Origin of the sequence: Pseudomonas sp. Nvir (genome assembly GCF_963778085.1) — a bacterium.
GTDB lineage: Bacteria > Pseudomonadota > Gammaproteobacteria > Pseudomonadales > Pseudomonadaceae > Aquipseudomonas > Aquipseudomonas juntendi.
In genome coordinates, this window is sequence record NZ_OY970405.1 from 2,948,481 (window position 1) to 2,974,327 (window position 25,847).

At 57.7% G+C, this 25,847-nt stretch carries 22 protein-coding genes and 4 pseudogenes; 14 read left to right on the forward strand and 12 right to left on the reverse strand.

Going from position 1 to position 25,847, the window contains the following annotated elements; genetic code table 11:
* Positions 1-28 precede the first annotated feature (28 nt).
* Entirely contained in the window at positions 29-1,363 is a 1,335-nt protein-coding gene (glnT, locus tag AACG97_RS14180; RefSeq protein ID WP_115294356.1) for a type III glutamate--ammonia ligase, read from the reverse strand.
* Positions 1,364-1,638: 275 nt separating this feature from the next.
* Between glnT and AACG97_RS14185 the strand changes: the two genes are divergently transcribed.
* From AACG97_RS14185 to AACG97_RS14220, 8 genes are all read left to right on the forward strand, one after another.
* A complete protein-coding gene (locus tag AACG97_RS14185; protein WP_115294355.1) occupies positions 1,639-2,241 on the forward strand; it encodes a cupin domain-containing protein in 603 nt (200 codons plus the stop codon).
* Positions 2,242-2,487: 246 nt separating this feature from the next.
* Positions 2,488-3,354, forward strand: coding sequence for a formyltetrahydrofolate deformylase (gene purU, locus AACG97_RS14190; protein WP_115294354.1), 867 nt, complete (start codon positions 2,488-2,490; stop codon positions 3,352-3,354).
* Entirely contained in the window at positions 3,351-4,256 is a 906-nt protein-coding gene (folD, locus tag AACG97_RS14195) for a bifunctional methylenetetrahydrofolate dehydrogenase/methenyltetrahydrofolate cyclohydrolase FolD (RefSeq protein WP_115294353.1), read from the forward strand. The genes purU and folD overlap by 4 nt, the downstream gene beginning before the upstream one ends.
* On the forward strand, positions 4,238-5,479 hold the full coding sequence (locus AACG97_RS14200; protein ID WP_197885089.1) for an FAD-dependent oxidoreductase: 1,242 nt from the start codon (positions 4,238-4,240) through the stop codon (positions 5,477-5,479). Before folD ends, AACG97_RS14200 begins: the two co-directional genes overlap by 19 nt.
* Before the next feature lie 10 nt (positions 5,480-5,489).
* On the forward strand, positions 5,490-5,789 hold the full coding sequence (locus AACG97_RS14205) for a sarcosine oxidase subunit delta (protein WP_115294351.1): 300 nt from the start codon (positions 5,490-5,492) through the stop codon (positions 5,787-5,789).
* A complete protein-coding gene (locus tag AACG97_RS14210; RefSeq protein WP_197885088.1) occupies positions 5,786-8,683 on the forward strand; it encodes a 2Fe-2S iron-sulfur cluster-binding protein in 2,898 nt (965 codons plus the stop codon). Before AACG97_RS14205 ends, AACG97_RS14210 begins: the two co-directional genes overlap by 4 nt.
* A 1-nt stretch (position 8,684) precedes the next feature.
* Positions 8,685-9,266 (forward strand): sarcosine oxidase subunit gamma, encoded by a 582-nt coding sequence (locus AACG97_RS14215; RefSeq protein WP_115294349.1) that lies wholly within the window; start codon positions 8,685-8,687, stop codon positions 9,264-9,266.
* Positions 9,267-9,355: 89 nt separating this feature from the next.
* A complete protein-coding gene (locus AACG97_RS14220; protein WP_115294348.1) occupies positions 9,356-10,135 on the forward strand; it encodes an IclR family transcriptional regulator in 780 nt (259 codons plus the stop codon).
* A 10-nt stretch (positions 10,136-10,145) separates the two neighbouring features.
* Here AACG97_RS14220 and AACG97_RS14225 read toward each other — a convergent pair.
* Positions 10,146-10,790: pseudogene (locus AACG97_RS14225) on the reverse strand (LysR substrate-binding domain-containing protein); the annotation flags it as partial.
* An 88-nt stretch (positions 10,791-10,878) separates the two neighbouring features.
* On the opposite strand from AACG97_RS14225, the pseudogene AACG97_RS14230 reads away from it, so the two are divergent.
* The 5 genes and pseudogenes from AACG97_RS14230 to AACG97_RS14250 all read left to right on the forward strand — a co-directional run.
* Positions 10,879-11,028 (forward strand): annotated as a pseudogene (locus AACG97_RS14230) (SDR family oxidoreductase); the annotation flags it as partial.
* Between the two features lie 148 nt (positions 11,029-11,176).
* Positions 11,177-11,992 (forward strand): annotated as a pseudogene (locus AACG97_RS14235) (energy transducer TonB).
* Between the two features lie 88 nt (positions 11,993-12,080).
* Positions 12,081-12,803 carry a MotA/TolQ/ExbB proton channel family protein gene (locus AACG97_RS14240; protein ID WP_115294346.1) on the forward strand — a complete coding sequence of 241 codons (723 nt, stop codon included), beginning with the start codon at positions 12,081-12,083 and terminating at the stop codon, positions 12,801-12,803.
* 1 nt (position 12,804) lies between these two features.
* Entirely contained in the window at positions 12,805-13,206 is a 402-nt protein-coding gene (locus tag AACG97_RS14245; protein WP_115294345.1) for an ExbD/TolR family protein, read from the forward strand.
* Positions 13,207-13,463: 257 nt separating this feature from the next.
* Positions 13,464-13,796 (forward strand): annotated as a pseudogene (locus tag AACG97_RS14250) (sigma-54-dependent Fis family transcriptional regulator); the annotation flags it as partial.
* Between the two features lie 527 nt (positions 13,797-14,323).
* Here AACG97_RS14250 and AACG97_RS14255 read toward each other — a convergent pair.
* The 8 genes from AACG97_RS14255 to AACG97_RS14290 form a co-directional block, all read right to left on the reverse strand.
* Positions 14,324-15,700, reverse strand: a complete 1,377-nt coding sequence (locus tag AACG97_RS14255; protein ID WP_197886078.1) for an LLM class flavin-dependent oxidoreductase — start codon at positions 15,698-15,700, stop codon at positions 14,324-14,326.
* A gap of 227 nt (positions 15,701-15,927) precedes the next feature.
* Positions 15,928-16,395: a peptide-methionine (S)-S-oxide reductase MsrA gene (gene msrA / locus AACG97_RS14260; protein ID WP_182366038.1), complete on the reverse strand. Its 468-nt coding sequence runs from the start codon at positions 16,393-16,395 to the stop codon at positions 15,928-15,930.
* Positions 16,392-17,312: a homocysteine S-methyltransferase family protein gene (locus tag AACG97_RS14265; protein WP_125855271.1), complete on the reverse strand. Its 921-nt coding sequence runs from the start codon at positions 17,310-17,312 to the stop codon at positions 16,392-16,394. The genes msrA and AACG97_RS14265 overlap by 4 nt, the downstream gene beginning before the upstream one ends.
* Complete coding sequence (locus AACG97_RS14270; RefSeq protein ID WP_371928202.1) at positions 17,309-18,370, reverse strand: ABC transporter substrate-binding protein; 1,062 nt, start codon at positions 18,368-18,370, stop codon at positions 17,309-17,311. Before AACG97_RS14270 ends, AACG97_RS14265 begins: the two co-directional genes overlap by 4 nt.
* Positions 18,371-18,375: 5 nt before the next feature.
* Positions 18,376-20,463, reverse strand: a complete 2,088-nt coding sequence (locus AACG97_RS14275) for an ATP-binding cassette domain-containing protein (protein ID WP_197886077.1) — start codon at positions 20,461-20,463, stop codon at positions 18,376-18,378.
* A gap of 317 nt (positions 20,464-20,780) precedes the next feature.
* The gene (locus tag AACG97_RS14280) at positions 20,781-21,698 is read right to left on the reverse strand and encodes an ROK family protein (RefSeq protein WP_225786393.1); all 918 of its coding nucleotides are present in this window, start codon (positions 21,696-21,698) and stop codon (positions 20,781-20,783) included.
* Between the two features lie 13 nt (positions 21,699-21,711).
* A complete protein-coding gene (locus AACG97_RS14285; RefSeq protein WP_197886072.1) occupies positions 21,712-22,692 on the reverse strand; it encodes an alcohol dehydrogenase catalytic domain-containing protein in 981 nt (326 codons plus the stop codon).
* On the reverse strand, positions 22,689-23,189 hold the full coding sequence (locus AACG97_RS14290) for a lactoylglutathione lyase family protein (protein ID WP_125855269.1): 501 nt from the start codon (positions 23,187-23,189) through the stop codon (positions 22,689-22,691). Before AACG97_RS14290 ends, AACG97_RS14285 begins: the two co-directional genes overlap by 4 nt.
* A gap of 91 nt (positions 23,190-23,280) precedes the next feature.
* Here AACG97_RS14290 and AACG97_RS14295 point away from each other — a divergent pair, with 91 nt between their 5' ends.
* Positions 23,281-24,171, forward strand: a complete 891-nt coding sequence (locus AACG97_RS14295) for a LysR family transcriptional regulator (protein WP_009684858.1) — start codon at positions 23,281-23,283, stop codon at positions 24,169-24,171.
* Between the two features lie 82 nt (positions 24,172-24,253).
* Here AACG97_RS14295 and AACG97_RS14300 read toward each other — a convergent pair whose 3' ends face one another.
* On the reverse strand, positions 24,254-25,234 hold the full coding sequence (locus AACG97_RS14300) for a TerC family protein (RefSeq protein ID WP_009684857.1): 981 nt from the start codon (positions 25,232-25,234) through the stop codon (positions 24,254-24,256).
* A 151-nt stretch (positions 25,235-25,385) separates the two neighbouring features.
* Positions 25,386-25,844, reverse strand: a complete 459-nt coding sequence (locus AACG97_RS14305; RefSeq protein WP_009684856.1) for a DUF3429 domain-containing protein — start codon at positions 25,842-25,844, stop codon at positions 25,386-25,388.
* Between the last annotated feature and the right edge of the window lie 3 nt (positions 25,845-25,847).

Here is a 25,847-nt window from a genome sequence, read left to right on the forward strand (position 1 = left end):
TCAGAAAGGGTTGGTTAAATTGGCTAGATCAGAAGAACTCGGTGTAGCGCTTCACTTCCCAGTCCGAGACGTGACGGCTGTACTCCACCCACTCCATGCGCTTGAGCTTGATGAACTCCCCCACGATTTCGCTGCCAAGTACCTCGGCGAACAGTGGGTCAGCCTCAAGGGCATCACAGGCCTCCTTGAGCGACTGAGGTAAGGTCTTGATGCCGCGCGCGGCGATTTCCTCAAGACTCAACTTGTAGAGGTTCTCGTTGCAGATTTGGTCGATTTCCAGCTTGCGGTCGATACCGTCCAGGCCCGCCGCGATGATCGCCGCGGTCACCAGGTAGGGGTTACAGCCAGCATCCGGCAGGCGGAACTCCAGACGGCCGTACGGGACACGAACCATGGCCGAGCGGTTATTGGCGCCCAAGGCGATGAAGGCTGGAGCCCAGGTCGCGCCCGACAAAGAATTGCCCACCACCAGACGCTTGTAGGAGTTGACTGTCGGGGCGGCGAAGGCGCACAAAGCCGGGCCATGCGCCAGGAGACCTGCTGCGAAGTGGTAGGCCATTTTCGACAGCCCCATGCCACTGGGGTCACTCGCGTCGTGGAATAGGTTTTTGTTGGTCGCGCTGCTGATCGACAAGTGGAAGTGCATGCCATTGCCCGCACGCTTGGGATCAGGTTTGGGCATGAATGAGCAGATGATGCCCATGTCGTTTGCAATCTCGCCGGCGGCCATGCGGAAAAAGGTGAACCGATCCGCCGACTCCATGGCATCACTGTAGGTGTAATTGATCTCGAACTGGCCGTTGGCATCTTCGTGATCAATCTGGTAAATGTCGAAACCCACGGGCTGCAAGGTTTCGGTCAGGCGCTCAAGAAACTCACGCGAGCGGGACAGGCCCTTGTAGTCGTAGCACGGCTTGTCCAGATCATCGCTGGCGTCGACCATCTGCAGCTTGCCTTGTGCGTCGCGCTTGAACAGACTGAATTCCGGCTCCAGGCCAGTATTCAGCGTCCAGCCACGATCGCTCAATCGCTCCACCTGCTTCTGCAGGACGTAGCGGCTGTCGTATGGCCAAGGCTTGTTTTCAACATGACCAATGCATACCACGCGGCCGTAACCTGGCTGCCATGGCACTGGCGTGAGCGAAGCCAGGTCACCCTTAGCCATGAAATCGGGGCCATGCGGTTCCATGCCCATACCGCAGATTGCGAACCCTGCGAACCCCGCCCCGGCTTCGGCAATCATCTCCAGACCCGATACGGGTACCGATTTGGTCTTGGCTGAACCATGGATATCTACGAACTGGGCCAGGACATACTTGATCCCGTGTGTCTCGATCAGGCGCTGTGTTTCTTGTGGCAACATGGACATGACTCCTGGCTGTAGCAATTCGTTAGTGGGAGGTCAATTAGTCCCCTGATCATCTTTACAATCAGGAAACTTTCTTTCCCATAAGGAATGCAACGAGCTTGCCAACTCGCCCTTGCTACCAAAAAGTCGTTTCAAGGCGGAGCTTTCCTGCCTTGTTTATGGGAAAATATTTTTCTCTTTATGAATACCGCCTGGCGATCCTACCAGACGAGAAAATTTGCACATTCTCAGTGCGAAAATAAATTTACTGTGCGGAATTAGTGCAAGCCATGAACACACACGAAAGCCAACCCAAGCTCAAGCTCGAGCAGTACCTGGGCATCCAAATAAAACGTCAGCGTCAAGCGCAGGAGCTGAAGCTCGCTGACGTCGCCCGGATCGCCGGCATCAGTCAGGGCATGCTCAGCAAAATTGAAAACGCTCAGGTCTCGACCAGCCTTGAAAATCTGAGCCGTCTTTGCGACGTGCTCGGCATGCCAATGTCAAAACTGTTCAGCCAATACGACCAACAAGGCAGCAGTGCGATTCTGGTCAAGCGCGATGAAGGGCTGGAGGTGGTCCGACGTGGTACTGAGAAAGGCCATACCTACCACTTGCTGAACCATACCCGTGGCCCCAAGAAAAGTTTTGAGGCCTATATGGTGAGCATGGATGACGCCAGCGAAGAGTTTCCGACCTTCTCCCACCCCGGCACTGAGTTCCTCCACTTGCTGGAGGGCGAGCTGGTCTACCGCCACGGTAACCAGCTCTACCACCTGGAAGCAGGTGACAGCCTGACATTCGATGCAGACATTCCCCACGGCCCGGAAAAGCTGATAAGCGTCCCGATCCGCCTCCTGTCGGTCATGAACTACGCGCCTGCAGAGGCCTGACCACACAATGTGCCACGAGTCCGGGCCCAACCTGGACTCGCCTTCTCAGCCTCCCTGCGCCGCGCCCCTAATTTCCTATCAGTAAAAATTCTTTCTCTTACGTGTAGACGTGTGGGCTGATTTCGCCTATAAATTTGGCAGTCGGAATATTTAATTCCCTAAGGGAATATTTGTTCACGGGCGAATCTGCATTTCACCGATGAATCACTTGCCGGAAATCACGCCGCGCACCTCTGAGGACTGACCATGCAACATGAAAAAAACCATTTCATTCTCAAAATCAGCTGTCCTGCGACTTCCGGCATCGTTGCGGCAGTGACCTCCTACCTTGCAGGCAACGCTTGCTATATCGGTGAGATGGCGCAGTTCGACGATGAGTTGAGCGGCAAATTTTTCATGCGGGCGGTGTTTCGTTTCAACGATGGCCACGAAGGCGACATCGCTCAGCTGCAAGCCGGCTTCGAAGACGTCGCTCAAGCTTTCGGCATGCAGTGGGAGCTTTACGATACTCGCCAGCCGATGCGCGTACTGCTGATGGTCAGCAAATTCGACCACTGCCTCACCGACCTGCTCTATCGCTACCACAAGGGCGAAATGGACATGACCATCACGGCCATCGTGTCCAACCACCTTGATCTACGTCCTATGGCCGAGCGCGAAGGCATTCGTTTTATCTACTTGCCGGTGACCAAGGAGACCAAAGCTCAGCAGGAAGCAGCGCTGATGAAGGTTGTGGATGAGACCAGGACTGACCTCGTCGTGCTCGCCCGCTACATGCAGATCCTTTCTGATGATCTCTGCAAGCAGATATCGGGCCGTGCGATCAATATTCATCACTCATTCCTGCCAGGGTTCAAGGGCGCCAAGCCTTATCACCAGGCCTATGCGCGCGGCGTGAAACTGATTGGGGCGACGGCTCACTACGTCACCAGCGATCTGGACGAGGGCCCGATTATCGAGCAGGAAGTCCAGCGCGTCGATCATGCCTATCTGCCAGACGACCTGGTCGCCATCGGACGCGACACTGAAACCGTGGCGCTATCCAAGGCGGTCAAATATCACCTGGAACACCGGGTATTCCTCAACGAAGACAGAACGGTGATCTTCCGATGAGTACTTCCAAACTGATTGACGGCAAAGCGGCATCAGCCCGTGTGTTGAGTCAGGTTCGAGACGATGTCGACCGGCTGAGAGCCGACGGCATCTTCCCTGCGCTCGCTGTAATACTCGTCGGGCAAGATCCTGCCAGCCAGGTCTATGTGCGCAACAAGATCCTCCGTGCAGAAAAAGCGGGAATCAAATCGCTCGAATACCGCCTGAGTGCGGAAACCTCGCAGGGTGAACTGCTCAAGCTGATCGCAGACTTGAATGCAGACAAAGCCGTAAACGGCATTCTGCTGCAGCTCCCATTGCCTGAGCACATTGAGGAAACGCGTGCGTTACAGGCCATTGCCCCGGGCAAAGACGTCGATGGGTTTCACAGTGAAAATGTCGGCGGCTTGAGCCAGGGTCGCGATGTGCTTACGCCGTGCACTCCCAGCGGCTGCATGCAATTGCTGGAAGAGGCTTGCGGCGATCTGAGCGGCAAGCACGCCGTTGTCATCGGGCGATCCAACATCGTCGGCAAACCCATGGCCGCTCTGCTGCTGCAGGCGCATTGCTCGGTCACTGTGGTGCATTCGCGCAGCGTCGATGCCAAGGCCCTGTGCCGGCAGGCAGACATCGTCGTTGCCGCCGTCGGACGACCACGGATGATCGATGCAAGTTGGCTCAAGCCAGGAGCGGTGGTCATCGACGTCGGCATTAATCGGATTGAAGAGAATGGCCGCAGCAAGCTTGTTGGGGATGTCGACTTCAACAGCGCCCTGCCTCAAGTTTCAGCTATCACACCAGTTCCTGGTGGTGTTGGGCCGATGACCATTGCCTTTCTGATGAAGAATACCGTTACCGCTGCGGTTCAGCAGGCCCATGCACAACGCGTTTCCTCGGAGGCCGCATGCCTTTCAATCTCCTGAAATACGGGCTCAGCGCTGAATACCCGGTCGAAGTGGATTTGCCTGCTCCCAAGGCGCTCAAACCTTCCTACGATGTGGTAATCATCGGCGGCGGTGGCCACGGCCTGGCAACCGCCTACTACCTGTCCAAGTACCACGGCATCACCAATATCGCGGTCCTGGAGAAGGGGTACCTGGGCGGCGGCAACACGGCGCGCAACACAGCGGTCATTCGCTCCAATTACCTCACGAGCGAGGGAGTGCGCTTTTACGCCGAGTCAGTACGGATGTTTGAAGGGCTGTCCAATGAGTTCGACTTCAACATCATGTACTCCCATCGTGGCCAACTGACGCTCGCCCACACCGACGCCACCGTGCGCTCGTTCCGTCAGCGTGCAGAGGTCAACAAACACTTCGGCGGGCGCACCGAAATGCTTGACCGTCAGCAGATTCGTGAGCTCGTGTCGACACTCAACCTCGACCCTGGGCATCTCCCGGTGATCGCTGGTCTCTGGCACATAGACGGTGCGACTGCCCGGCATGACGCAGTGGCTTGGGGTTACGCCAAACAGGCGGCCAAGCGTGGCGTGGAAATCCATCAGCTCACCGAAGTCCAGGAGCTGGTGATCGAGAACGGTACCATCAAGGCGGTAAAAACCAATCGCGGCACCATCCAGTGCGGCTGCGCGGTGCAGGCAGTGGCGGGCATGAGTTCGCAGTTGATGAAGAAAGCGGGTATCCGTTCGCCTATTCAGACATTCCCTCTGCAAGCCATGGTGACCCAGCCGTTCAAGCCGTTCCTCGACCCGTTGGTGAGCTCCTCTGCCCTGCACTGCTATGTGCAACAGACCAGCCGTGGCGAAGTGGTGTTCGGCGGGGGCTCGGATCCGTACCCGCTGTTCAACACCCGCTCAACTTTGGATCTGAAAGAAAGCCTGCTGGCACACGCGATCGAGATGTTCCCGTTCCTGGCCAATGCCAAGCTGATGCGTCAGTGGGCCGGGATCACCGACATGACTCCGGATTACAGCCCGATCATGGGGTTGTCCCCGGTGAAGAACTATTACCTGGATGCCGGTTGGGGCACTTGGGGCTTCAAGGCTACGCCCATCTGCGGCAAGACCATGGCCGAACTCGTCGCCGGCGGGGGCAAGGTACCTGAATTGATCAAGCCGTTCGGCCTCGAGCGTTTCTCAACCTTCCAGCAAGTCAACGAGATGGGCGCGACAGCGGCCAGCCACTGAGGAGCAAGACATGAAAGTGATGAATTGCCCACTCAATGGGCCGCGCAACATCAGCGAGTTCACCTACGGCGGTGAGTTCAAGCAGATGCCCGACCCGCAGACGTGTACCGATGCCGAATGGGCCGACTACGTGTTCAACAGCGATGACACGTTGGGCGTGGTTTGCGAATGGTGGATGCACACCCCCTCCAGCTATTGGTTCCTGGCCGAACGCCACACTGGCAGCGATGAGATTCTGCGCACCTTCGATCCCAAAGAGCTGTTCACCACCCGTGTGGAATTCACGACCGCCAAGGAGACCGCGCAATGAGCCGCCTACCCGCTCCCATGGGCTTGTTGATCGACCGCAATCAGCCTCTTCATTTCAGCTTTGATGGCAAAGCGTATCAAGGGTTTGCAGGTGACAGCATTGCAAGTGCCCTGCTCGCCAATGGTCGTTTCCTGCTCTCGCGCTCGTTCAAATACCACCGCCCGCGCGGGCCACTGACCATGGCCGGCCAAGACGCCAATACCCTGGTGCAACTGCCGAACGAGCCCAATGTCCTGGCCGACACTCACCTGCTGGAAAATGGTGTGCAGGTAACCGGGCAAAACTTCAACGGTTCTCTGGACAACGACAAAGACGCGTATCTTGGCAAGTTCTCCAAGTTCATGCCGGTGGGCTTCTACTACCGCTCGTTTTACAAGCCCAAGGGTGCTTGGAAACTCTGGGAGCCAATTATTCGAAAGAAGGCCGGACTCGGCGTGTTGGATCTCAAATTCCAGCCCGAGTACTTCGACAAGGCCTACCTGTTCGCTGACCTCGCCATCGTCGGCGCTGGTCCTGCTGGACTGCAGGCGGCTCTGACTGCGGCCAATGCAGGCGCCAAGGTGTTGTTGATTGAGCAACAACCCATTCTGGGCGGCTCACTGACCTATGCCCGTTTCGATGTCGAAAACAATCGTGCCGATACCCTACGCCGCGAGCTGATCAACGCTGTTGAAGGCCATGCCAACATTCAAGTGCTGAAGAAAGCTACGTGCAACGCATGGTTCACCGATAACTATCTGCCGGTGATTCAGGGCAAGCGCATGTACAAAGTGCGCGCCACCCAGTGCTTGATCGCCAGCGGCTCGTTTGATCAGCCAGTGATTTTCCGCAACAACGATTTGCCCGGGGTAATGCTCAGCAGTGCAGCCCAACGCCTGATGAAGCTCTACGCCGTGAAGCCTGGCAAACGTGCAGTGGTACTCACGGGGAACGACGACGGTTACTACGCAGCACTCGACCTGCACGAGCAAGGTGTTCAGGTTGCAGCGCTAGTGGACATGCGTACAAATCCCGCTGATCGCGCATTGTTGATCGCGTTGGAAAAGCGCGGAATCCCCTGTCATCTGAACAGTACGGTGTTTGAAGCGCTGCATGAAAAAGGCATGCGCCATGTCAGCGGCGTCGACATCCGAAAAATCACCGGCCAGGGCCAGGTCACGACTAGCAGCCTGCATCTGGATTGCGATTTGCTCTGCATGTCCGGCGGCTACATGCCGGTCTACCAGTTGCTGTGCCAGGCCGGTGGCAAGCTGTCTTATGACGATCAACTGGCTGAATTCACCCTTAGCGGCCTGCCGAAAAATCTCAGCGTTGCAGGTTCCGCCCGCGGTTTCCACGCACTGGACAACGTGCTTGCTGATGCCACTCGCACAGCTACCGAGATCATTTCGTCGCTAGGTCTGGCAATCCACATCAAGCCCCTGCCGCTGCGCCCTGAAGCGCAAGTCAATTTCCCATGGCCGATTTTCCCGCACCCAAAAGGCAAAGACTTTGTCGACTTCGACGAGGATTTACAGGTGCGCGATATCATTAACGCCACGAAGATCGGCTATCGAGATGTGCAACTGGTCAAGCGCTACTCCACCGTGGGCATGGGGCCGTCTCAAGGGCGCCACTCAGCCCTGCCAACCGCTCGACTGGTGGCAGCGTCCACTCAGCGCAGCGTCAGCGAAACAGGCGTAACCACAGCGCGCCCTCCCTTTGAGGCGGAGAAGCTGGCTCATGTCGCGGGGCGAGCGTTTGATCCGTACCGCCAGACACCCATGCACCGCCGTCATCTGGAAGCCGGCGCAAAAATGATGCCTGCCGGTATCTGGCAGCGCCCTGCCTACTACGGCAAACCGAGCGAGCGGGATAAATGCATGCAGGCCGAAGCGCTGCACGTGCGCCGGAAGGTCGGCATCATCGACGTTTCGACGCTGGGCGGTCTGGACGTGCGCGGCCCGGACGCTGCCGAACTTCTCAACCGCATGTACACCTTCGCATTTCTCAAGCAGCCCGTGGGCCGCTCACGCTACGCGCTGATGACCAACGAACATGGCGTGGTGATCGACGACGGCGTCTGCGCCCGCTTTGCCGAAAACCACTTCTACGTCACTGCCACCACCAGCGGCGTGGAACGAATCTATCAGCAGATGCTCAAGTGGAACGCGCAATGGCGCCTGAACGTCGACATCGCTAACGTCACTGCCGCGATCTCGGCGGTCAACTTAGCGGGGCCCGGCTCACGCAAGGTGCTGGAGAACGTGTGCTCGGATCTTGATCTGTCCGCTGAAGGCTTCCCATACCTGGGCGTTCGCCTGGGCACAGTGGCCGGGATCAAGGCACGGCTCATGCGCGTAGGCTTCGTAGGGGAACTAGGCTACGAAATCCACGTACCAGCACGTCATGCGTTAAAGCTTTGGGACGCACTGATAGAGGCCGGCAAGGAATTCGACATTCGCCCGTTTGGTGTCGAGACCCAGCGCCTGCTGCGCCTGGAAAAAGGCCATGTGATCATCAGCCAGGACACCGACGGCATGACCCATCCTGGCGAAATCGACATGGGGTGGGCGGTCAGCCGTAACAAGCCTTTCTTTGTCGGTCGTCGCTCCGTGGACATCCTTGAAGCGCAGCCACAGAAACGCAAGCTGGTGGGCTTCACGCTGCCCAAGACCAGCCCACAACCGCTCGAGGGCCATCTGGTTCTCAAGGGGCCGGACATCAGCGGTAATGTGACGTCCTGTGAATATTCGCAAAGCCTTGATCAGATCATCGGCCTGGCCTACGCCGCCTTCGATCAGAGCACTCCGGGGCAGCAGATTCCGATCCGAGTTGAAGATGGTGTGGTCGTCCAGGCAACCGTCGTAAAGCTCCCCTTCTTCGATCCAGACAACCAGCGCCAGGAGCTCTGACATGTCCAATCTCAATGACATCGGGCCGGGCCCACTTCAGCAATGTGCGGTGGTCGACCTGACGGGGCTTCCAAGGGTTGGTTTTCGCGGCGCTCAGAGTGGCGAATACCTGCAGTCCCGCGGCTTCAGCCTTCCTGATAAGCCAAACCAAGCCATTACCCAACCGGACGGTAGCCACGTGGCGCGCCTGTCGCAGACAGAGTATTTGCTCCTGGGCAGCCTGCGAGACAGAGGTGAGCGCATCGCCGATGAAGAAGCTCGCTGGGAGATGGATCATTTGGCCAACTACCTTTTGCCTCGCGAAGACAGTCATGCATGGTTGCAGCTCAGCGGCGCTCACGCGGCTGAAGTCATGGCCAAACTGTGTGGGGTTGATTTACGCAGCGCTGCATTTGCGCATGGCGCCGTTGCACAAACATCAGCTGCAAGGATCAACGTGATCGTCATCAACATCAGTGCTCAATCGCACCCGATCTTTCACATCCTGTGTGATCGCGCTTCGCTCGAGTATTTCAAGGGCGCACTTATGGATGCGATGGTCGAGTTTGGTGGGCGAGCCCTACAGATCGACGCGCTGTACTGAGTGATACAAGTCATGCTGTGCTGACTACGCGTCGAAGCTGTGTCGGCACACATGACATCGCTACCCAGATCCCGGAAGAGCAACGAACGATGATCGACGCCCCCGTTAAGGATGCCGACTACAGCGTACCTGCCCTGGCCCGAGGACTCGCGGTGCTTGGCCTGTTCAACGCTCGAACGCGTAGTCTGAGCATGCAGGAGATCGCCGAGCGATTGAAGGTCAGCACCTCGGCGCTTTACCGGATAGTGTTCACGTTGACCGAAATGGGCTACTTGAACAAACACAACAGTCAGTACGAGCTTGGCGCCCGAGTCATCAGCGATGGCTTCAGTTACCTCGCAAGCCGCGACATTGTCGATGTCGCCATGCCTCACCTGAATCAATTGCGAGATCGCACGTCTCTCTCCTGCCATTTGGCCGTGCGGGAGAATACGGAAAGCCTGTATGTCTACCGAGCATTTGCGGCTCAGCGGCTGTCCGTAAACATTCCAGTTGGCACCCGCATCGCGTGCCATTGCACGGCGATTGGCCGCATGCTACTCACCGGCCTTGACCAGGTAGCACTTGCCGCACTTTACCAACGTATCCGTTTAGACGATTACCCAGCCCCTGCCCCACGGACTCAGCTCGAGCTGCAAGATATGATCAAGGAGGACAGAGCGCGAGGATGGGTGCTGCATCGTTCGGATTACTCGACCGCGATTGCGATGGCTGTCAAAGATCACAGGGGCGAAGTGACGGCTGCAATCAACCTGTCAGGCCCAGATGCCGTGATGGATCCTGAGGGTGCCAAGGAGAAGTTTGAGGTACTGTTGCGGGAGTGCAGCACAAAGATTAGCGCCGATCTTGGGTACATTGATGATCGGTAACAGCGCGGCTTCAAAACACAAAGTTATGCCCTAGCTCGCTCTCCATCCACTCCAGAAACCGTCTGACGCGAGGGAAGTTCGAGTGTGCTTTAGGGAACACCAAATGATGCGCTGTTACAGGGGCCGTCAGGCGCTCTGGCGCCACCTCTACGAGCGCGCCTGACGCCAGGTACTTCTGCGCCAGCAACGTACTTTCCAGGGCGAAACCCAGACCATGGCTTGCAGCCTCAAGCGTCATGTATGACCTATCGAAACTCAAAGCGTAGGGATGTTCCGGACGTGCCAGGCCGTGCTGGGCGAACCACGCGGGCCACTTCAGCAGCGTGGCCTCGGAGAGAATCAAGTCCCGCTCGAAAAGATCCGAAGCCCGGGTAACTGGGTACCTGGCGAGCAATGCTGGAGCTGCCAACACTGCAAACGTTTCGTGCCGCACGGTACGCACTTCGTAGCTCGGCCAATTGGGGTGCCCGTGACGGATGTCGACGTCGATCTTGTCTCTGCTGAAGTGCAACGATTCGTAAGAGCAGGAAAGGTTGATCTGAATGTCAGGGTGGCTATTGCGGAACGCTTGCAGACGCGGCATCAACCAGAGCAAGCCAAAACTGGGTGAGGAATGCAGTCGCAGGCAATCCAGGCTCACGTCACTGTAGTGACGTTTACATAATTGCTCGAGCAGCTGCAAGGGGACACTCTGAGTCATCGATCACTGAGTCGAACCATAAAAACAATCAGAGGTACTCTTCATGCTGCTTCAAGGTAAAGTTGCCATCATCACTGGTGCTGCATCCGAGCGAGGGATCGGTCGAGCCACGGCCATCACCTTCGCTAAAAATGGCGCCAAAGTCGTAATCGTGGATCTCGATGAAGCCTCGGCGAGTGTTGGGCAGGCGGCTGCGCATTTACGCAGTTGCGTTAGTTGGTATGTCTCTTGCTTGTGATTATCACGTAGTTCGTCGACAGCGTTTCATCACGCTATTGCTCTACGAAAAAATCATCACGGAACAGCTGTTCCCGTTTCATTCAATAGCCAGGAGTAAATCAATGGCCAATACCCAAACAGCGAGCGCACTGGATGTGCTCTGGCGCCAGGCGCCGGGGGGCGATTTGCTCGAGCTGGGTCGGGTCTATCGCGGCCCTTTGGCACTGTCGAGGCTGCACACCACACCCCGGCGCATTCTGAGCCGACGGGAAGCGGCGCTGCTGGGGGCTTTCGCTCTGGTGCTGCACGGCGCGGTGATTTACTGAGTCAACAGTTCATCCACACCGCCGCTTGCGCTGGTGCCGCCGGAAATTCCGCCCATGACTATCGAGTTCGCCCAGCCGGCGCCACCTGTTGTGGAGCCTGCGCCCCCACCGCCCGAGCCCATTGCTCAGCCTGTGGTCGAGCCGCCACCGCCAGTGGAGGATGAGCTGGCGATCAAGCCGCCGCCCAAGCCGGCCCCCAAGCCCAAGCCTTTGGTCAAACCCGTGCTCAAGCCAGTGGCCAAGCCGCTTCCTCAACCCGTGGCGCCCGCACCACAACCTGTTGCAGCCCCTGCGCCGCCCGCGCCTCCTGCGCCTCCTGCGCCTGCACCGGTGATCCCGGCCTCGGCCAACGCTGGCTACCTGCACAACCCGGCTCCGGAATATCCGGCCATGGCCATGCGCCGTAATTGGGAGGGCACCGTGCTGCTGCGCGTGCATGTGCTGGCCACCGGCAAACCCGGTGAGGTTCAAATCCAGAAAAGCAGCGGTCGCGCTCAGCTGGACGATGCAGCCGTGGCCGCAGTCAAGCGCTGGAGCTTTGTCCCATCCAAACAGGGCGACAAAGCCATCGACGGCTGGGTCAGCGTGCCCATCGACTTCAAGTTGCAGTAATACCTGACACCGACTCATCGCCATTGCGGGCTACCTGACCAAAGGTGCATCGCCAAAACGATTCATTTGCCTTGCTGGAGAGCCTTACATGAACCTCATCGCCTCACCTTTCGAATCCATAGAACACGCGGTCATCTGGTTGCTGATCGGTTTCTCCGTCGCCACGTGGGGCCTGGCCCTTCTCAAAGGTTTACAGTTCGCCCGCCTGAAGGGTCAGGACAAACGCTTCCATAAGCAATTCTGGGCCGCCTCGAGCCTGGATTCGGCTGCCGGACTGGCACACAACACACCGGGTGCGGCGGCCCGCGTCGCGCTCGCAGGTTACGCGGCCATTCAGGTGCCGGACGGTGCGCAGGCCACGGACCTGAGCCAGTCGATCAACCACCAGGACCGCCTCGAGCGCGCTTTGCGCCAGCAGATCGTGCGTGAGCGTCGCTCGCTAGAAACCGGCCTTGCCATCCTCGCCAGTATCGGCAGCACCTCGCCTTTCATTGGCCTGTTCGGTACGGTCTGGGGGATCATGTCGGCGCTCAAGGGCATCAGTGCAGCAGGTTCGGCGAGTCTTGAAACCGTGGCTGGGCCCATCGGTGCTGCGCTGGTCGCCACCGGCGTCGGCATCGCCGTCGCTGTACCGGCAGTGCTGATTTACAACTACTACTTGCGCCGCCTGAAACTGACTGCAGCGGATCTGGACGACTTTGCCCACGACTTCTACAGCCTGGCGCAGAAAAACGCCTTCCGCGTGCTGTTGCATCCGGTGCTCAAGTCCGGCGCTACTGCCACCAGCCATAAAGTGAAGGAGGCGTCCTGACATGGCTTTCTCCACCCAAGATAGCGATGAAGTACTGAGCGAGATCAACGTCACCCCGCTGGTAGACGTGATGCTGGTGCTGCTGGTGGTGTTCATCGTCACCGCGCCCCTGTTGACCAACTCGATCCCGATCAACTTGCCCAAGACCGAAGCTGTAGCCCCTGCGCAGAACAAGGACCCGCTGGTGGTGAGCATCGATGATCAGGGCAAGCTGTACATCAACAAGGACGAGATTCAGCCCGACCTGCTGCAGAGCAACCTGCAGGCCGCCAAGGACAAGGATCCGGACGTGCGTGTGCAACTGCAGGCCGACAACGGCGTGAACTACGGTGAAGTGGCCCGGGCCATGGCGTCCATCGAGAAAGCCGGGATTACCAAGCTGGCGGTGATTACGGCCAAATGAGGTCCCGGGCCACGACGGTTTGCCAGCGGAAGTGATCTCACTGGTCAACCCGCTGGCAACAAGCGCTTCGACCCACCGGGAGGCTACCTGGACAGGGTCCTAAGCCGAGCACGACGCGAAAGAACAACAGTCTGCTTATTCGAAATTCGAATTTATTTGTATTTTTTTATTACTTCCTTGAAGTGCAGCTATTCAGGCACAGTCCGCTACACAAGGACAGGGCCTGCGCCCGTGCCGGTTTTTATTCATAGCTATGCATTGACAGGAATGACCTGCGCCTGTCCAACCTGCGCATTGACCGGCACGCAGAACCGCATGGTACTGATCAGTCCGCACTGGGGTTGCTGGAGTACGCCATGCAGCAATTGTTCGAAGAACAGGTGGGAAACCTGCACGAGCAGGTCCAGCGCACACTGTTGGGCGCAGCGTACCGTTTCTGCCATCACAACCAGGTACACACCGCCGAGCTGTTGGGCCTGAGCCGTAATGTCACCCGCACGCTGCTAATTAACCTGGGTGAGCTGAAGGTCAACAAGCGTCGCCCTGCCCAAGCGCAAGCCGGTGAGCGCGTGCTGCACCTGTCGATCTAAGCACCACGCGAGCACCAGCAGCGGTGCTCGCAGAGCCTGTACTCAAACCGCCTCGCCAAGTATCGATGCGCTGAGTGCACCACAGGTACAGCGCCAGCAGCAGTCAGCCGAGCTTGAACAACACGCCGCAGCCAGTCTGGAACCAGCGTTTTTTTCCATGTAGCCTAGCGAGCGATAGGCGGCCGGCGGCCGGGCAGCGTCTGGGTTGGCAGCAAGACCATCTACACCTTCGATGACGACTGGCCAACAAGCGGACTGTAGCGGCGCCTACGTGGCGGTGGAAATGCGCTATTGAACAGGTTCACCCTGAACAGCGAACAGTGCCCACGGACTGATGCCTGTCAGTTAAGCGTTACTGGGGCTGCTTTGCAGCCCTTCGCGGGCACGCCCGCTCCTACAGGTTTGGCGCTGAAATCCAGAAATGCGCGATCCCCTGTGGGAGCGGGCGCGCCCGCGAAGGGGCGCAAAGCGGCCCCAAATTATTTGACTGACTGGCGTTAGCCCACGGGCCCCGTTTTTGATGTTGTTTATGCGGGAAAGCGGAAGGAGGATCCGTAGGCCGACGCTGGCAGGCGGTCAGATCTGTCAGCCCTCAATCTGGAACGCAAGCTTCCGCTCTGAGCACCGGTTCGGTAAAGACCTCTCTTTTGCAGCGCCGGCACCACCAGCTCCACGAAATCTTCTAATGTGCCAGGGCTCGTCAACGGGTTGAGCATGTAGCCACTCGTACCCGATATCCGGGCATGCGCCTCGATTCTGTCTGCCACCTGCTCCGCAGTACCTACCAGGATCAGATCGGTGCCCCGTGTCACGTTTGCAAAGCGCTTTCTGACATCTCCGGCGGTTAAAGGCTTGCCGCTTGCGTCGGGTCGCATCATGTAGGAAGTAAGGCCCTCGGTATGAGTCGACAACGCATCGCTGTCCGCATAGCGGCTCAGGTCGATGCCTGTGTCACCGGCATAGCTGACCAGTTGTGCTTCCAGGTGATAATTGCGCTGAAGCTCTTCGTACTTGCGCTGGGCTTCGATCTCGGTTTTTGCCGTCACGATGCGCAGCACTGTCAGCGACTTTACGTCATCGCGAGCACGGCCACGTGCCTCAGCCATCGTCCAGATCTCTTCCAGCCCTTGACGGATTTCGTGCGGGTTCGACTTGGCTATGAAGATCAGTTCGGCATGCTTGGCCGCAAACTCCCGCCCTCTCCCAGACCAACCCGCCTGAACCAGCAGTGGCGTTCGCTGTGGAGACGGGGCGCACAGATGAGGTCCCGCCACTTGGTAGCGCGGCCCTACATGGTCGATGGGCCTGACCCGCCCAGCTTGGGCATACACCTGACGCGCTTTGTCGGCGACCACTGCATCGTCGGCCCAACTCCCTTCCCAAAGCTTGTAGGCCACGTCCATGAACTCCTCGGCACGTTCGTAACGATCGCCATGCTTGATCATTTCTTCCAAGCCGAAGTTACGTGCGGCGCTGGGCAAGTAGGACGTCACGATATTCCATCCAATCCTGCCGTTGGTCATGTGATCGAGGGTACTGAAACGCCGGGCATGGGCAAATGGGTGCTCGTAAGTCGTGGACACGGTAGCGCCAAACGCCAGGTGCTGCGTGATTGCTGCCAAGCCCGGGATGATCATCAGCGGGTCGTTTGCAGGAGCTTCGATAGCCCACTTGACGGCTGCTCCTGCATGACCTGCGAAAACATCATAGAAACCCAGAACATCCGCGAAGAACAGCATGTCAAGGTTGGCCTGGTCAGCGATGCGTGCCTGGTTGGCCCAGAATTCGAAGGTGTTGGCTGCCAAGCGTTCATCTGCCGGGTGCGTCCACAAGCTCGGCGCCCCACCGCAACCGACACTCGCTTGTTCGTAGAGCGCAAACATAAGGGGTATGGGTTCAGACATCACTGTTCCTGTCATCATTGGTTTACCGATCAGCCTCTCGCTGATCCTGAAAGCCTTCATGGCGGTAACGCCTGAGTCGGTGCCGAACAATCTCCAGCCCGTTGGCCTGAAGGCATGACGTGAATGGGAGTGGCCAGCATCTGAGCAGGCAATCAAATCCTGCGGCGAGCGTGATCATCCGCTTGCAACGAAGTGGAAGATTCGGTTACTCAGATCGCCCGAGACATTCAGATTGAGCAGCTGCTCGAACCGTGCTTTTCCAGATATCGCTGGTGATCCTCGTGCGCGAGCTCAAAGTTACCCAATGGAAGGATGACGGTGACCACCGGCTTGTCGAAGTAGCCCGAGACTTCCAGGCGCTGTTTGGCCGCCAGTGCCAACGTTGATTGGCGCGCAGAGTGATAAAACACCGCAGAGCGGTATTTGACCCCGACATGCGTACCTTGGCGGTCGCTGGACGTCGGGTCGTGCAATTTCCAGAAATGCTCGATTATCTGATCAAAGGAGACGATCTTAGGATTGAAGTCTATCTGTACAACTTCTATAGCCTCAGGCTCTGCCGCGGTTGCTTGCGCATAACCCACCCGGCTATCCAGCACGCCTGGCAACGCCCTGAAGGCTGCTTCGGCACCCCAAAAGCACCCGCTTGCGAAGGTTGCCTGCTCGATTTCGAACGTTTCATCTACATCTGTCATGCTTCAATCTCTTCGCTGCTGGGTATCAAGTGCAGGTGCAGGTGCTCGATATGTTCAGGGCCAATGCCGCAGCAACCGCCAATGATGGTGGCGCCCGCGGCAACCCAAGATCTGGCCCATTCCAGATAGGGCGCCGGGCCCAGATCGCCACGCACCTCCAGTAAGGTGTTGTTGGCCTCAGCCTCAGCGCTGACAGGTGGGAACGCGTTAGCGTAAACCCCTAGTTCAATGCGCTGGTCAAGCTGCACAATGACGTTTCGAGCCTCAGCCAGCGCGTGCGCCATGACTTCCGGCTGGCTGCAATTGAACAGCACCGCTCTAGCACCTACCTCGACAGCCACCTTGACCGCCTCAATGACCGGCTCCTGAGAACGCAACCTTGGCGGTGCTCCAGCCTCATCGACGAGCGTGAACGACACCCATAGAGGCCCGGGCTCTGCAACAAGCGCTTCAGCCACTGCACGAACCTCAGCGATCGAGCTTTGGGTTTCAGCAAGCCAGACATCGACGTGTGCCTTCAAGCCGGCGATAAGCTCCCTGTGGATGCCGACTGAACGATGATGATCGAAGAGGTCGGGCCGATAGGAACCCAGCGCAGGTGGTAACGAGCCCGCAACGGTCACATGTTCACGACTGCTCGAAGCGGCCTGTCGAGCCAGCTGCCCGGCACTGGCGGCCAGCGATCGTCCTTCTCGCTCAAAGCGCTCATCACCGATATGAAACGGCACCACCGCGTAGCTGTTTGTGGTAATGATCCGAGCACCGGCTTCAATGAATGCCGTATGTGCCTTCAGCACGAAACCGGGCGCTTCGATCAGGGCTAGCGCAGACCATTCAGGCTGACGGAATGGCGCCCCGATACGCTTCAACTCTCTACCCATGCCGCCGTCAAGCAAGCGCAAAATCGGAGTGCTCATTGCGCTTTACTCACCACCGGGGTTGCCGCTGCCAACCATTGATCAACCGTGGCGCCATTGGCTTCGATCCAAGCCCTGGCGGCCTCGTCAGCCGGTATTTTTTCCCTTTCTATTTTCAGTATCAGCTCATTGAGCTGCGCAGGCTCAATAGCGACATTGCGCAAAAACTCAGCGATTTTCGGCGCACGCCTCTGTAAAGCTGAAGACGCTAGGATATGGACCTTGGCATTAGGGAACGCGCAGGTTATCTGGCTCTTGTTCAACCAATCCGGGTCCACCGTTGGGCTTACGAACTTCCAGCAGCCGTCGGCCTTGTACAGCGGGTCATCCTTTTTGTTGTCCTGAGCGTAGCCATCAAATGCCGGCTCTTCGAGACGGCGCAGATCAAAGGCCGAGAAAATCCAGTCCGGGGTATAGGCATAAAAGACCACCCCACGTTGCGCTTTATAGGCAGCGGCCAGTTTTGCGTAGGTCACCGAAGCTTCGGTCGACACAGACTCGAACTTGTCGGCAAACCCATAATCCTTGGCTTTGATCTGCCCAATGTAGGTCGACTCCCAACCTGCCGGCCCTACGAGCAATTGCGCCTTGCCGCCGCCCAAGGGCTCGAAAAGCTTCGCCACTTCTGGCTTTTTGAGATCGTAAATGGATGTGATCCCGTATTTGTCCTGCAGATATCCAGGGATGTAAAACCCTTGTTCGCCAGCATAGGGATGTGTGTTCGGTACCAGTGAGCGGGTCCCACCTGTGACGTACTTGGCCCACGCCGCAGATTGATTGGGCAGCCAGATGTCGGTCAGCACATCGACGGTGCCGTCACCTTTCGCTGCCGCGCTGAAGAGTACCGGAACATCACCCGCCAGATACGACACATCGCCATCCAGCCGGTTTTGAATAAGCTCCCCGAGAATATGTTGAATGGCGATCGCACCTGTCCAGTTCTGCTCGCCGATGACGATTTTTTCTTTGGCAAGTACCGATGTCGGAAGGATCAGGGCGGCCAACACTGCCACGCGCCCTAGCTTACGCAAGAGGTGTGTCTTCACATTAAGTCTCACTGTTATCAGGTATGCAGATGAGCTTGCTTGCGCAAGCTGGATTGAATGATTCGGTCCGGTACAAGCGCGCATAACACAATCGCCACACCCGCCAGAACGCCCTCGCCCCCCTTGATATTGCGCAGAGCGGTCATCACGTCGTAACCCAGCCCGCCTGCACCGATCAGCGCAGCCACGACAACCATTGACAGGCTCATCACCAGTGTCTGGTTGATGCCAAGCAACAATGAGCGACGAGCCAGCGGCAACTGCACCTTCAGCAGGGTTTGCCAAGGGCTCGCACCATGAGCCTTGGCAGCCTCGACAGCATCTTTGGGGACTTCCTGGATACCCAGCGACGTCAGGCGAATCATAGGCGCCAAGGCAAATATCACCGTAGCGATCACGGCAGGTGTCTTACCCACAGAGAAGAACGCAACGGCGGGTATCAAATAGACAAAGGTAGGCAGGGTCTGCATGACATCCAGCAGTGGTGTGAGCACGCGCCTTACGACTGGACGCCTCGCCAGCAGGATGCCCATCGGGACGCCTACTACCAAGGCAATCAGTACCGATGAACCAACCAGTGCCAGCGTGGCAATGGTTCGCTCCCAAAACCCGAACACCCCAATGTAGAGCAGCGCTGCGCCACTGGTGATCACCAGCCCCAAGCTCGCTGAACGCCACGCCAGAAGCATCAGCGCCAGAGCAGGAACGGGCCATGGCAACCAGGAAAGTACGTTCTCAATGCCTTCGATCACTGTCCGCACCGCAACGATGATGCCGACGAATGCACTCTCGAATGTCAGTTGCGACCAGCTGATGAATTGATCGATGCCTTGGGCCACTAGCAGCAGGGCTTGGCGGTTGGCAGGGAACTCTAGCAACGGGCCAGAGGCATCAGGCGTGCCCATGCGCCAAATCACCAGTGCTTGACAAGCCACCAGCACAACCAGTGGCAGCGCCCAACCCGCTCCGCTTCGCCGCGTGGACCGAGTACCGAGCCAACCCGCCGTGAAGCGGCTGAGCGCCACAACGGCGACTGCTGCCAGAATCGCCAGCCATGATGTAGTGGCAATGCCCTGCACCAGGACCGCCAGAGCCGCAAGCTCAGTGGCGAAAGTTAGCCAGAACCCTCCACCCAGGCCTTGCACAGCCATGGCAGCGGGGCCCAGCAGCAGAGCCTGCCAAGGGCGCAACCCAGGGCTGTAATGCGGCACTGACGGCACATTCTGTTGCGTCTCGGTGGCTAGGGCTTCGACGTGTCGCGAAGGTCCGGATCGAGCGGTGCAGTCCTGGAAGAAATCCGCTACCCCCGCATCAGCCGGGTGCTCAAGCACATCACGAGGCGTGCCCAGTTGCACTAGCCGGCCTCGGCGCAGCACCGCAATGCGGTCGGCGAGACGAATAGCTTCCCCCGGGTCGTGGGTAACCAACAAGGTGGTGATACCCCGCTCACGCGCCAGCCCCAGGAAATGGTTCTGGAGATCGCGGCGTATAGTCGGATCCAAGGCACTGAATGGCTCATCCATCAGCAGGATGTCCGGTTGTATCACCAGTGCCCTTGCGAACCCGATCCGTTGCTGCATGCCGCCTGACAGCTCATGAGGATAATGCTCGGCCCATGCTTGCAAACCTACCGCATGCAGTTGCGCCATTGCTGCTGCATGGCGACTTGACTCAGGCTCACCACGCAACTCAAGGGGCAACGCGACGTTATCCAGCACGGTACGGTGAGGCAACAGGCCAAAATGCTGGAACACCATACCGATGCGGCGCGACCTCAAATCGCGCAGGGCCTTGGTGCCCAGGTCGCTAATGGCCTGTCCGTCGATCAGGACCTCACCACTCGAGGGCTCGATTAGCCGGTTGACATGCCGCAGCAGTGTGGACTTCCCGCTTCCAGATGTCCCCATCAAGCACAGAACTTCGCCGCGCAGGACTTTCAAGCTGAAGTTACTCACCGCCGGCAGCGCCGACGCATTTTTGCGGTGATAGGCCTTGGTCAGGTTGCGCAATTCAAGCACGACCTCGCGCTCACCCGCATATCCGTTGCGCGATGCCGAAGCTGCATGAGATGAGTCGGTTGCCACAGTGGCCGAAGAAGTTTGCATGAGTGTCACGGGAGCTCCGGGCGAGCAACCCCAGGATGCGAGCCACCGGCTCGCCCCAGAGTAGAAAAGTTGACTGGGCGACAGGCCGGGAACAAAACACGGTTAGCCTGACGCCGGGAGGTGCCGCACGCGAGGTACAGCAAGCTCCTGTGGCATAAAGCTAATCGATCTTAAAAACTACCAACAAATATCTTTTTGGAATTAGCTTAAACTCTCGATCTGTTTACCGACCGCGCTGTGGTCCATAGGTGCTCTGACGCTCACACGATGTCCTCAATGCGCCGCTTCCACCACCATTTTCTAACCACCCCGGCACACTATGGTTTCAAGGTGCTCTGAACGGCTCGAATCGCCCCTAGTGCCACTACGAAATCTTCCGACTTCACGCGTTCAACAGTACAAGCCTCCCAGAGGGGTTTGATGGCATGGGCTTCGGCTGCCTGCAAAGCAGCCTCCCAGTACCCTTCGAGCTTCAAAGTTCCACCACCCACTGCCAGACGCGAGGGGTTGAGCAAGTTGATGATAGTGGCAATGCCAAGACCCAGGGCCTGGCCGCCGGCCCTGACTGTATCCATGGCGCCAGGGTCTGCGGCCTCTACCAAACGTGCGAGCTTATCGCCACTGATGCCAAGCCGGTTGGCCATAGCGCCACCGCCGGCTATCTCATCCAGCCGCCTGACTGAACCACCAACACGCAGCGGCAGGTAACCAAGCTCGCCAGCCCAGCCATTGGCACCCCGCAACGCCCGTCCGTGCGTCATGAAGGCAGCACCAATGGCCGTGCCAGCCATGATGACGCCGCCCGTGAACTCAGCGCTGGCATCCTGCATTTCTTCCAGCAGGGCGGCCTCTACATCATTGATGACAGCTATCCGGCACCCAAGTGCTTCGAGTGCAAGCGCCGGACGCCAGCCGGTCAGGCCAGGCAGCACGTCGCAACTAACGACTATGCCATCGCAACCGACCAGCCCCGGTACCGCAATCCCGATAAGAGCCGGGCGTAGCCCCAAATCCTCGATGAAGGCGCGGAGCTGGGCGGCAAAATCGTCAGGCGTATACCCGGGCCCGGTTTCACAACGTCGTGAATGGGCTCCGCATACCAGCAGGAGCTTGGTTCCCCCCAGGTCGGCGCCAATGATGATCTCATTTCCTTCGGGGGCACTGTGCATTGGTATACCTTGGCTATGAATGAAACGGAATGCGAATTCTTCAGGGCACGAGTCTGGGTGGTTCATGCATGCCACGCAATTAGTCGTTTGCGACCCGAATCACGCCTTTGCCGCTGAACGTGCGTTGTTGCAGCCCGGTGAGGTGATCTGGAAGACGCTCGAACGAGGCTACGCTGTAACTGTCAGGCGTCCACTGCGCCCGCCCCATTGAGGTAAGCATGCCCTCGCCCGCGTCCACTAGCGCTTGCCAGGCACGATCATCACCGAACGTATGCAATGCCGCGAGAGCGACCTCGTGCAGCGAAATGGTCCGGGTGAACGGTGGTATGGGCGAGGCGTGGAGCCGGTCTTGAACACATACCAGATGGCCGTTGGCTCTGAGCGCGGGTTCGAGTTGCGCAGCATGTTCAGCGTTCACGGTGTCTATAACAGCATCGAACACCATGGGGCCGCTCCAGGCCTGATCCAGTGGACCCTCCATGCACTCTGCCACCCCTAGATCCGCCAGGCGTTGAGCATGTCGTCGGTGGCTCAGTGAAGTGACCTTCAACCCGCGCCGCACCGCTATCTGAATCAGGTGGTTGGCAACGGAGCCGCCCGCCCCGCTCACCAGCAAAGTCCGACATGATTGCGGCAGCTTTTCCAGCGCCAGCCAAGCGGTCAAGCCTGGGCAAGGGAGACTGGCTGCATGCTCCCAGCTAACCATGGCTGGTACACGAAGCACTGCCCTGGCTCTCACCGGGGTATATTCTGCAAAACTGCCGTGCCGACCAAGGCTTTGATGGTAAGCGACGCGCTGGCCGACCCAGGAAGCGCAGACGTTGTCGCCTACAGCAACCACGACCCCCGCACCATCGACCCCGGGTACGTGCCCGGGCTGCCAGTTGACCAGTTGCCCACCCAAGACTTTCCAGTCCACAGGATTGAGGCCGATCACGACGTTGCGGATAAGAACATCGTCCGCTTCCGGTTTGGGAATCTGAGTTTCAGTGAGCAATAGATCAGCCGGGTCAGCACTGCCCTGCCAGGTAAACGCGCGGTGAGTTGTTGGCAAAATCATGATTGGTATGCGCCTGCAGAATAGGTGAGCTCATAGCTGTGGCTGTAGATCTCCAGGATATTGCCGAAGGGATCCTCCATGTAAACCATGCGCAATGGCTTCTCACCTGGAAAATACTCACGTACCGGCATTCGCTGCTTGCCACCTGCAGCCACGATCCTGGCGGCCAAGCCCTCGACATCCGGGTCTTGCACGCAAAAATGAAAGACACCGGTTTTCCAGTATTCAAAGTTGTCGTCAGGGCGCTGGGCGTTGCGGAATTCAAATATCTCGACGCCGATACGATCGCCCGTAGACAGATGGGCGATGCGGAACGATCCCCATCCGGCACCAAAGACGTCCGTACACATCATGCCAATCGCGCTGTCATCTTCAGCGATGGTGGTCGGCGGCATGATCAGGTACCACCCAAGCACCTCTGTGTAAAATTTGACAGCGCCATCCAGGTCGGTGACCGAGAGGCCTATATGGGAGAAATTACGGGGGTAAACGGACATGACGGACAGTCTCCAGAAAGGTTGGTCCCTACCCTACGCCCGGTCATATATAATGAAAACCGTGCCCACATTATGGTTACGATAAGACTTCATGATGGTTAATCCGCAGTGGCTCCGATCCTTTGCAGTGCTGGCCGAACTTGGGAATTTCACTCGCACTGCAGAACATCTGAATTTGACCCAGGCCGCAGTGAGCCAGCACATCCAGAGCCTGGAAAAGCACTACGGCAGCCTCTTCATTCGCCACCACCGGCATGTTGAGCTGACCCCTGCCGGGAGTGCCGTGTTGGACTACTTCAGAGAAATGGAACGAGCTGGCCGTGCACTCGATGCCCGCCTTAGTTCAGAAGACCAAGACGTAGGCGATATCAGCCTGGTGTCCCCCGGCAGTATAGGGCTGGCCTTGTATCCGCTCCTGCTGGATTATCAAGAAAACCATCCTGGCCTCATTATCCGCCACAGGTTCGCCCCCGACGCGGAGGTGCTCGATGCAGTACTGACCAATCGCTTTGAAATGGGAATCGTGACTCACAAGCCAGACAACATGAGGATCACAGCGCAGCGGTTTGGCGAGGAACCCCTGGAGTTGATATTGCCCACCACTACACCTTATGTTGGCTTCGAAACGCTTTCAGAACTCGGCTTCATCGACCACCCCGATGGGGTCGGAATGGCAACACGCCTGCTTAGCCGGAGATATCCAGACGCCGCCGGCATCCAAGCAATCAAGAAACGCGGCTTCAGTAATCAGGTGAGCCTCATTCTGGAGCCGGTTTCACGAGGTTTGGGCTTTACTGTGCTGCCAAGGTTCGCCAGGCGCGCCTTCCATGCACAGAATGCTTTGCAGGTGGTGGAGTGTGGGAACGCAGTTGTGGACACGCTCTGGCTCATTTACCGATCAGAGTGGCCGCTTTCGTCGAGAGCCAGGCGTGTCATTGATCAGATGCAGCAAAACCTGTATCTAGCCGTTGACCGCACGTGACCTTCACCATGGGATTGGCGTGCTGGGCGATGTTACCTCGACCAGCCCACCCCACCCGCGCTGTTGAGCGCCATGCAAGCCTTCAAACCTTGACCGGCGCTCTGGTTTTCCAGAGTGACAGCAGCACGCCGCCAATCAGCAGGCCAATTGTAACGCTTAAAGAAATTTCAGCAGGCACCTTGCCAACGATATCGTGCAGGAATATTTTCGCGCCTATGAAAACCAGTACCAGGGCCAAGGCGTATTTGAGATAGGCGAAGCGGCTTATCATCGCAGCCAATGCAAAATACAGTGCGCGCAAACCGAGTATCGCGAAAATGTTCGACGTATAGACAATGAAGGGGTCCTGCGTGATGGCAAAGATCGCTGGCACACTGTCAACCGCGAACACCAAGTCGGCGCACTCAATCAGAATCAACGCGAGAAACAGCGGCGTCACCCATATTACCCGCCTGCCGGAGCCATCAGGTATACGGACCAGGAAATGCTGACCGTGCAACTCGTCAGTCACGCGTAGATGACTGCGCAGATACTTGACGAAGCGATTGTTTTCCAAGTCGGGCTCATGGTCCAGTCGAGCGAACAGCATTTTCACACCCGTGAATACCAGGAAGGCGCCGAAGCAGTAAAGAATCCAACTGAACTGTGTAACCAGCGCCGCGCCCAGGCCTATCATGATGGCCCTCAATACAATGACACCCATGATTCCCCAGAACAGCACTCGGTGCTGAAATTCTCTGGGAATGGCAAGAAAACTGAAAATGAGGGCAATAACGAACACGTTGTCCATGGACAACGACTTCTCGATCAGAAAGCCAGTCACATAGTCCATGCTTGCGTCGCTGCCTTTCTGGAAATAGACCCAGACTGCAAATAGCAGGCCCATGCTGATGTAGCCAGCTGACAGGAGCAGGCTTTCCTTGACACCGATTTCTCGATTCCCACGATGGAGAACCCCTAGGTCAAGCGCCAGCAGCGTCAACACGACAGCGAAGAATGAAAGCCACAGCCAGAGATCAGTGCCAAGCACGTCTTGGGAGAGATACGTATTAAGGGCAGACATGAGCCCCTCCTATATAGTCGTAGTTTAACAACTATGACTCCGACATGGCGGCTACTTACCGTCAGAGGGGCCCGGCGTCACACCATCAGATTTTATCCAGCGCAAAAATGTTGCAAGGGGGAAAATTTTGCTATTTGTTTCTTCTGTGACTTCAGTTTCCGAACGCCATGACAATGGCACTCAATACCAGACACAAGCTCGCCACGACCGTCAAACGTACCCGCATAGGCATATACCAGCCGGGCATGAAGTTGGCCAGTTTACGGTCTTGCCAAAAGTGCACGGTAAATCCTGAAGCCAGTACCCAACAGCCCCATGACACCGGTAACAACATGGCAACCCAGCCGATAAGGGCTGGCATGACACTCCACACAAGCCGCTGTTGTCGCTCAGTAGCAGGCAAGGCTGGCAACGTCATCGCGAAACCCCAATGCAGGGCCCCGACAAAACTCAGTATCACGGCCCCATAGCCAACCAACGCTTCAGCCAGGTTATCTCGATACTCACCGCCAAAACAAACCAGCAGTGCCAGACCCAGAAATGGAAGCAAGCCACCGTAGCCCAGGATCGTAAAGCGGCTCGGAGATAACGTATCGAACACTGAACCCATGGG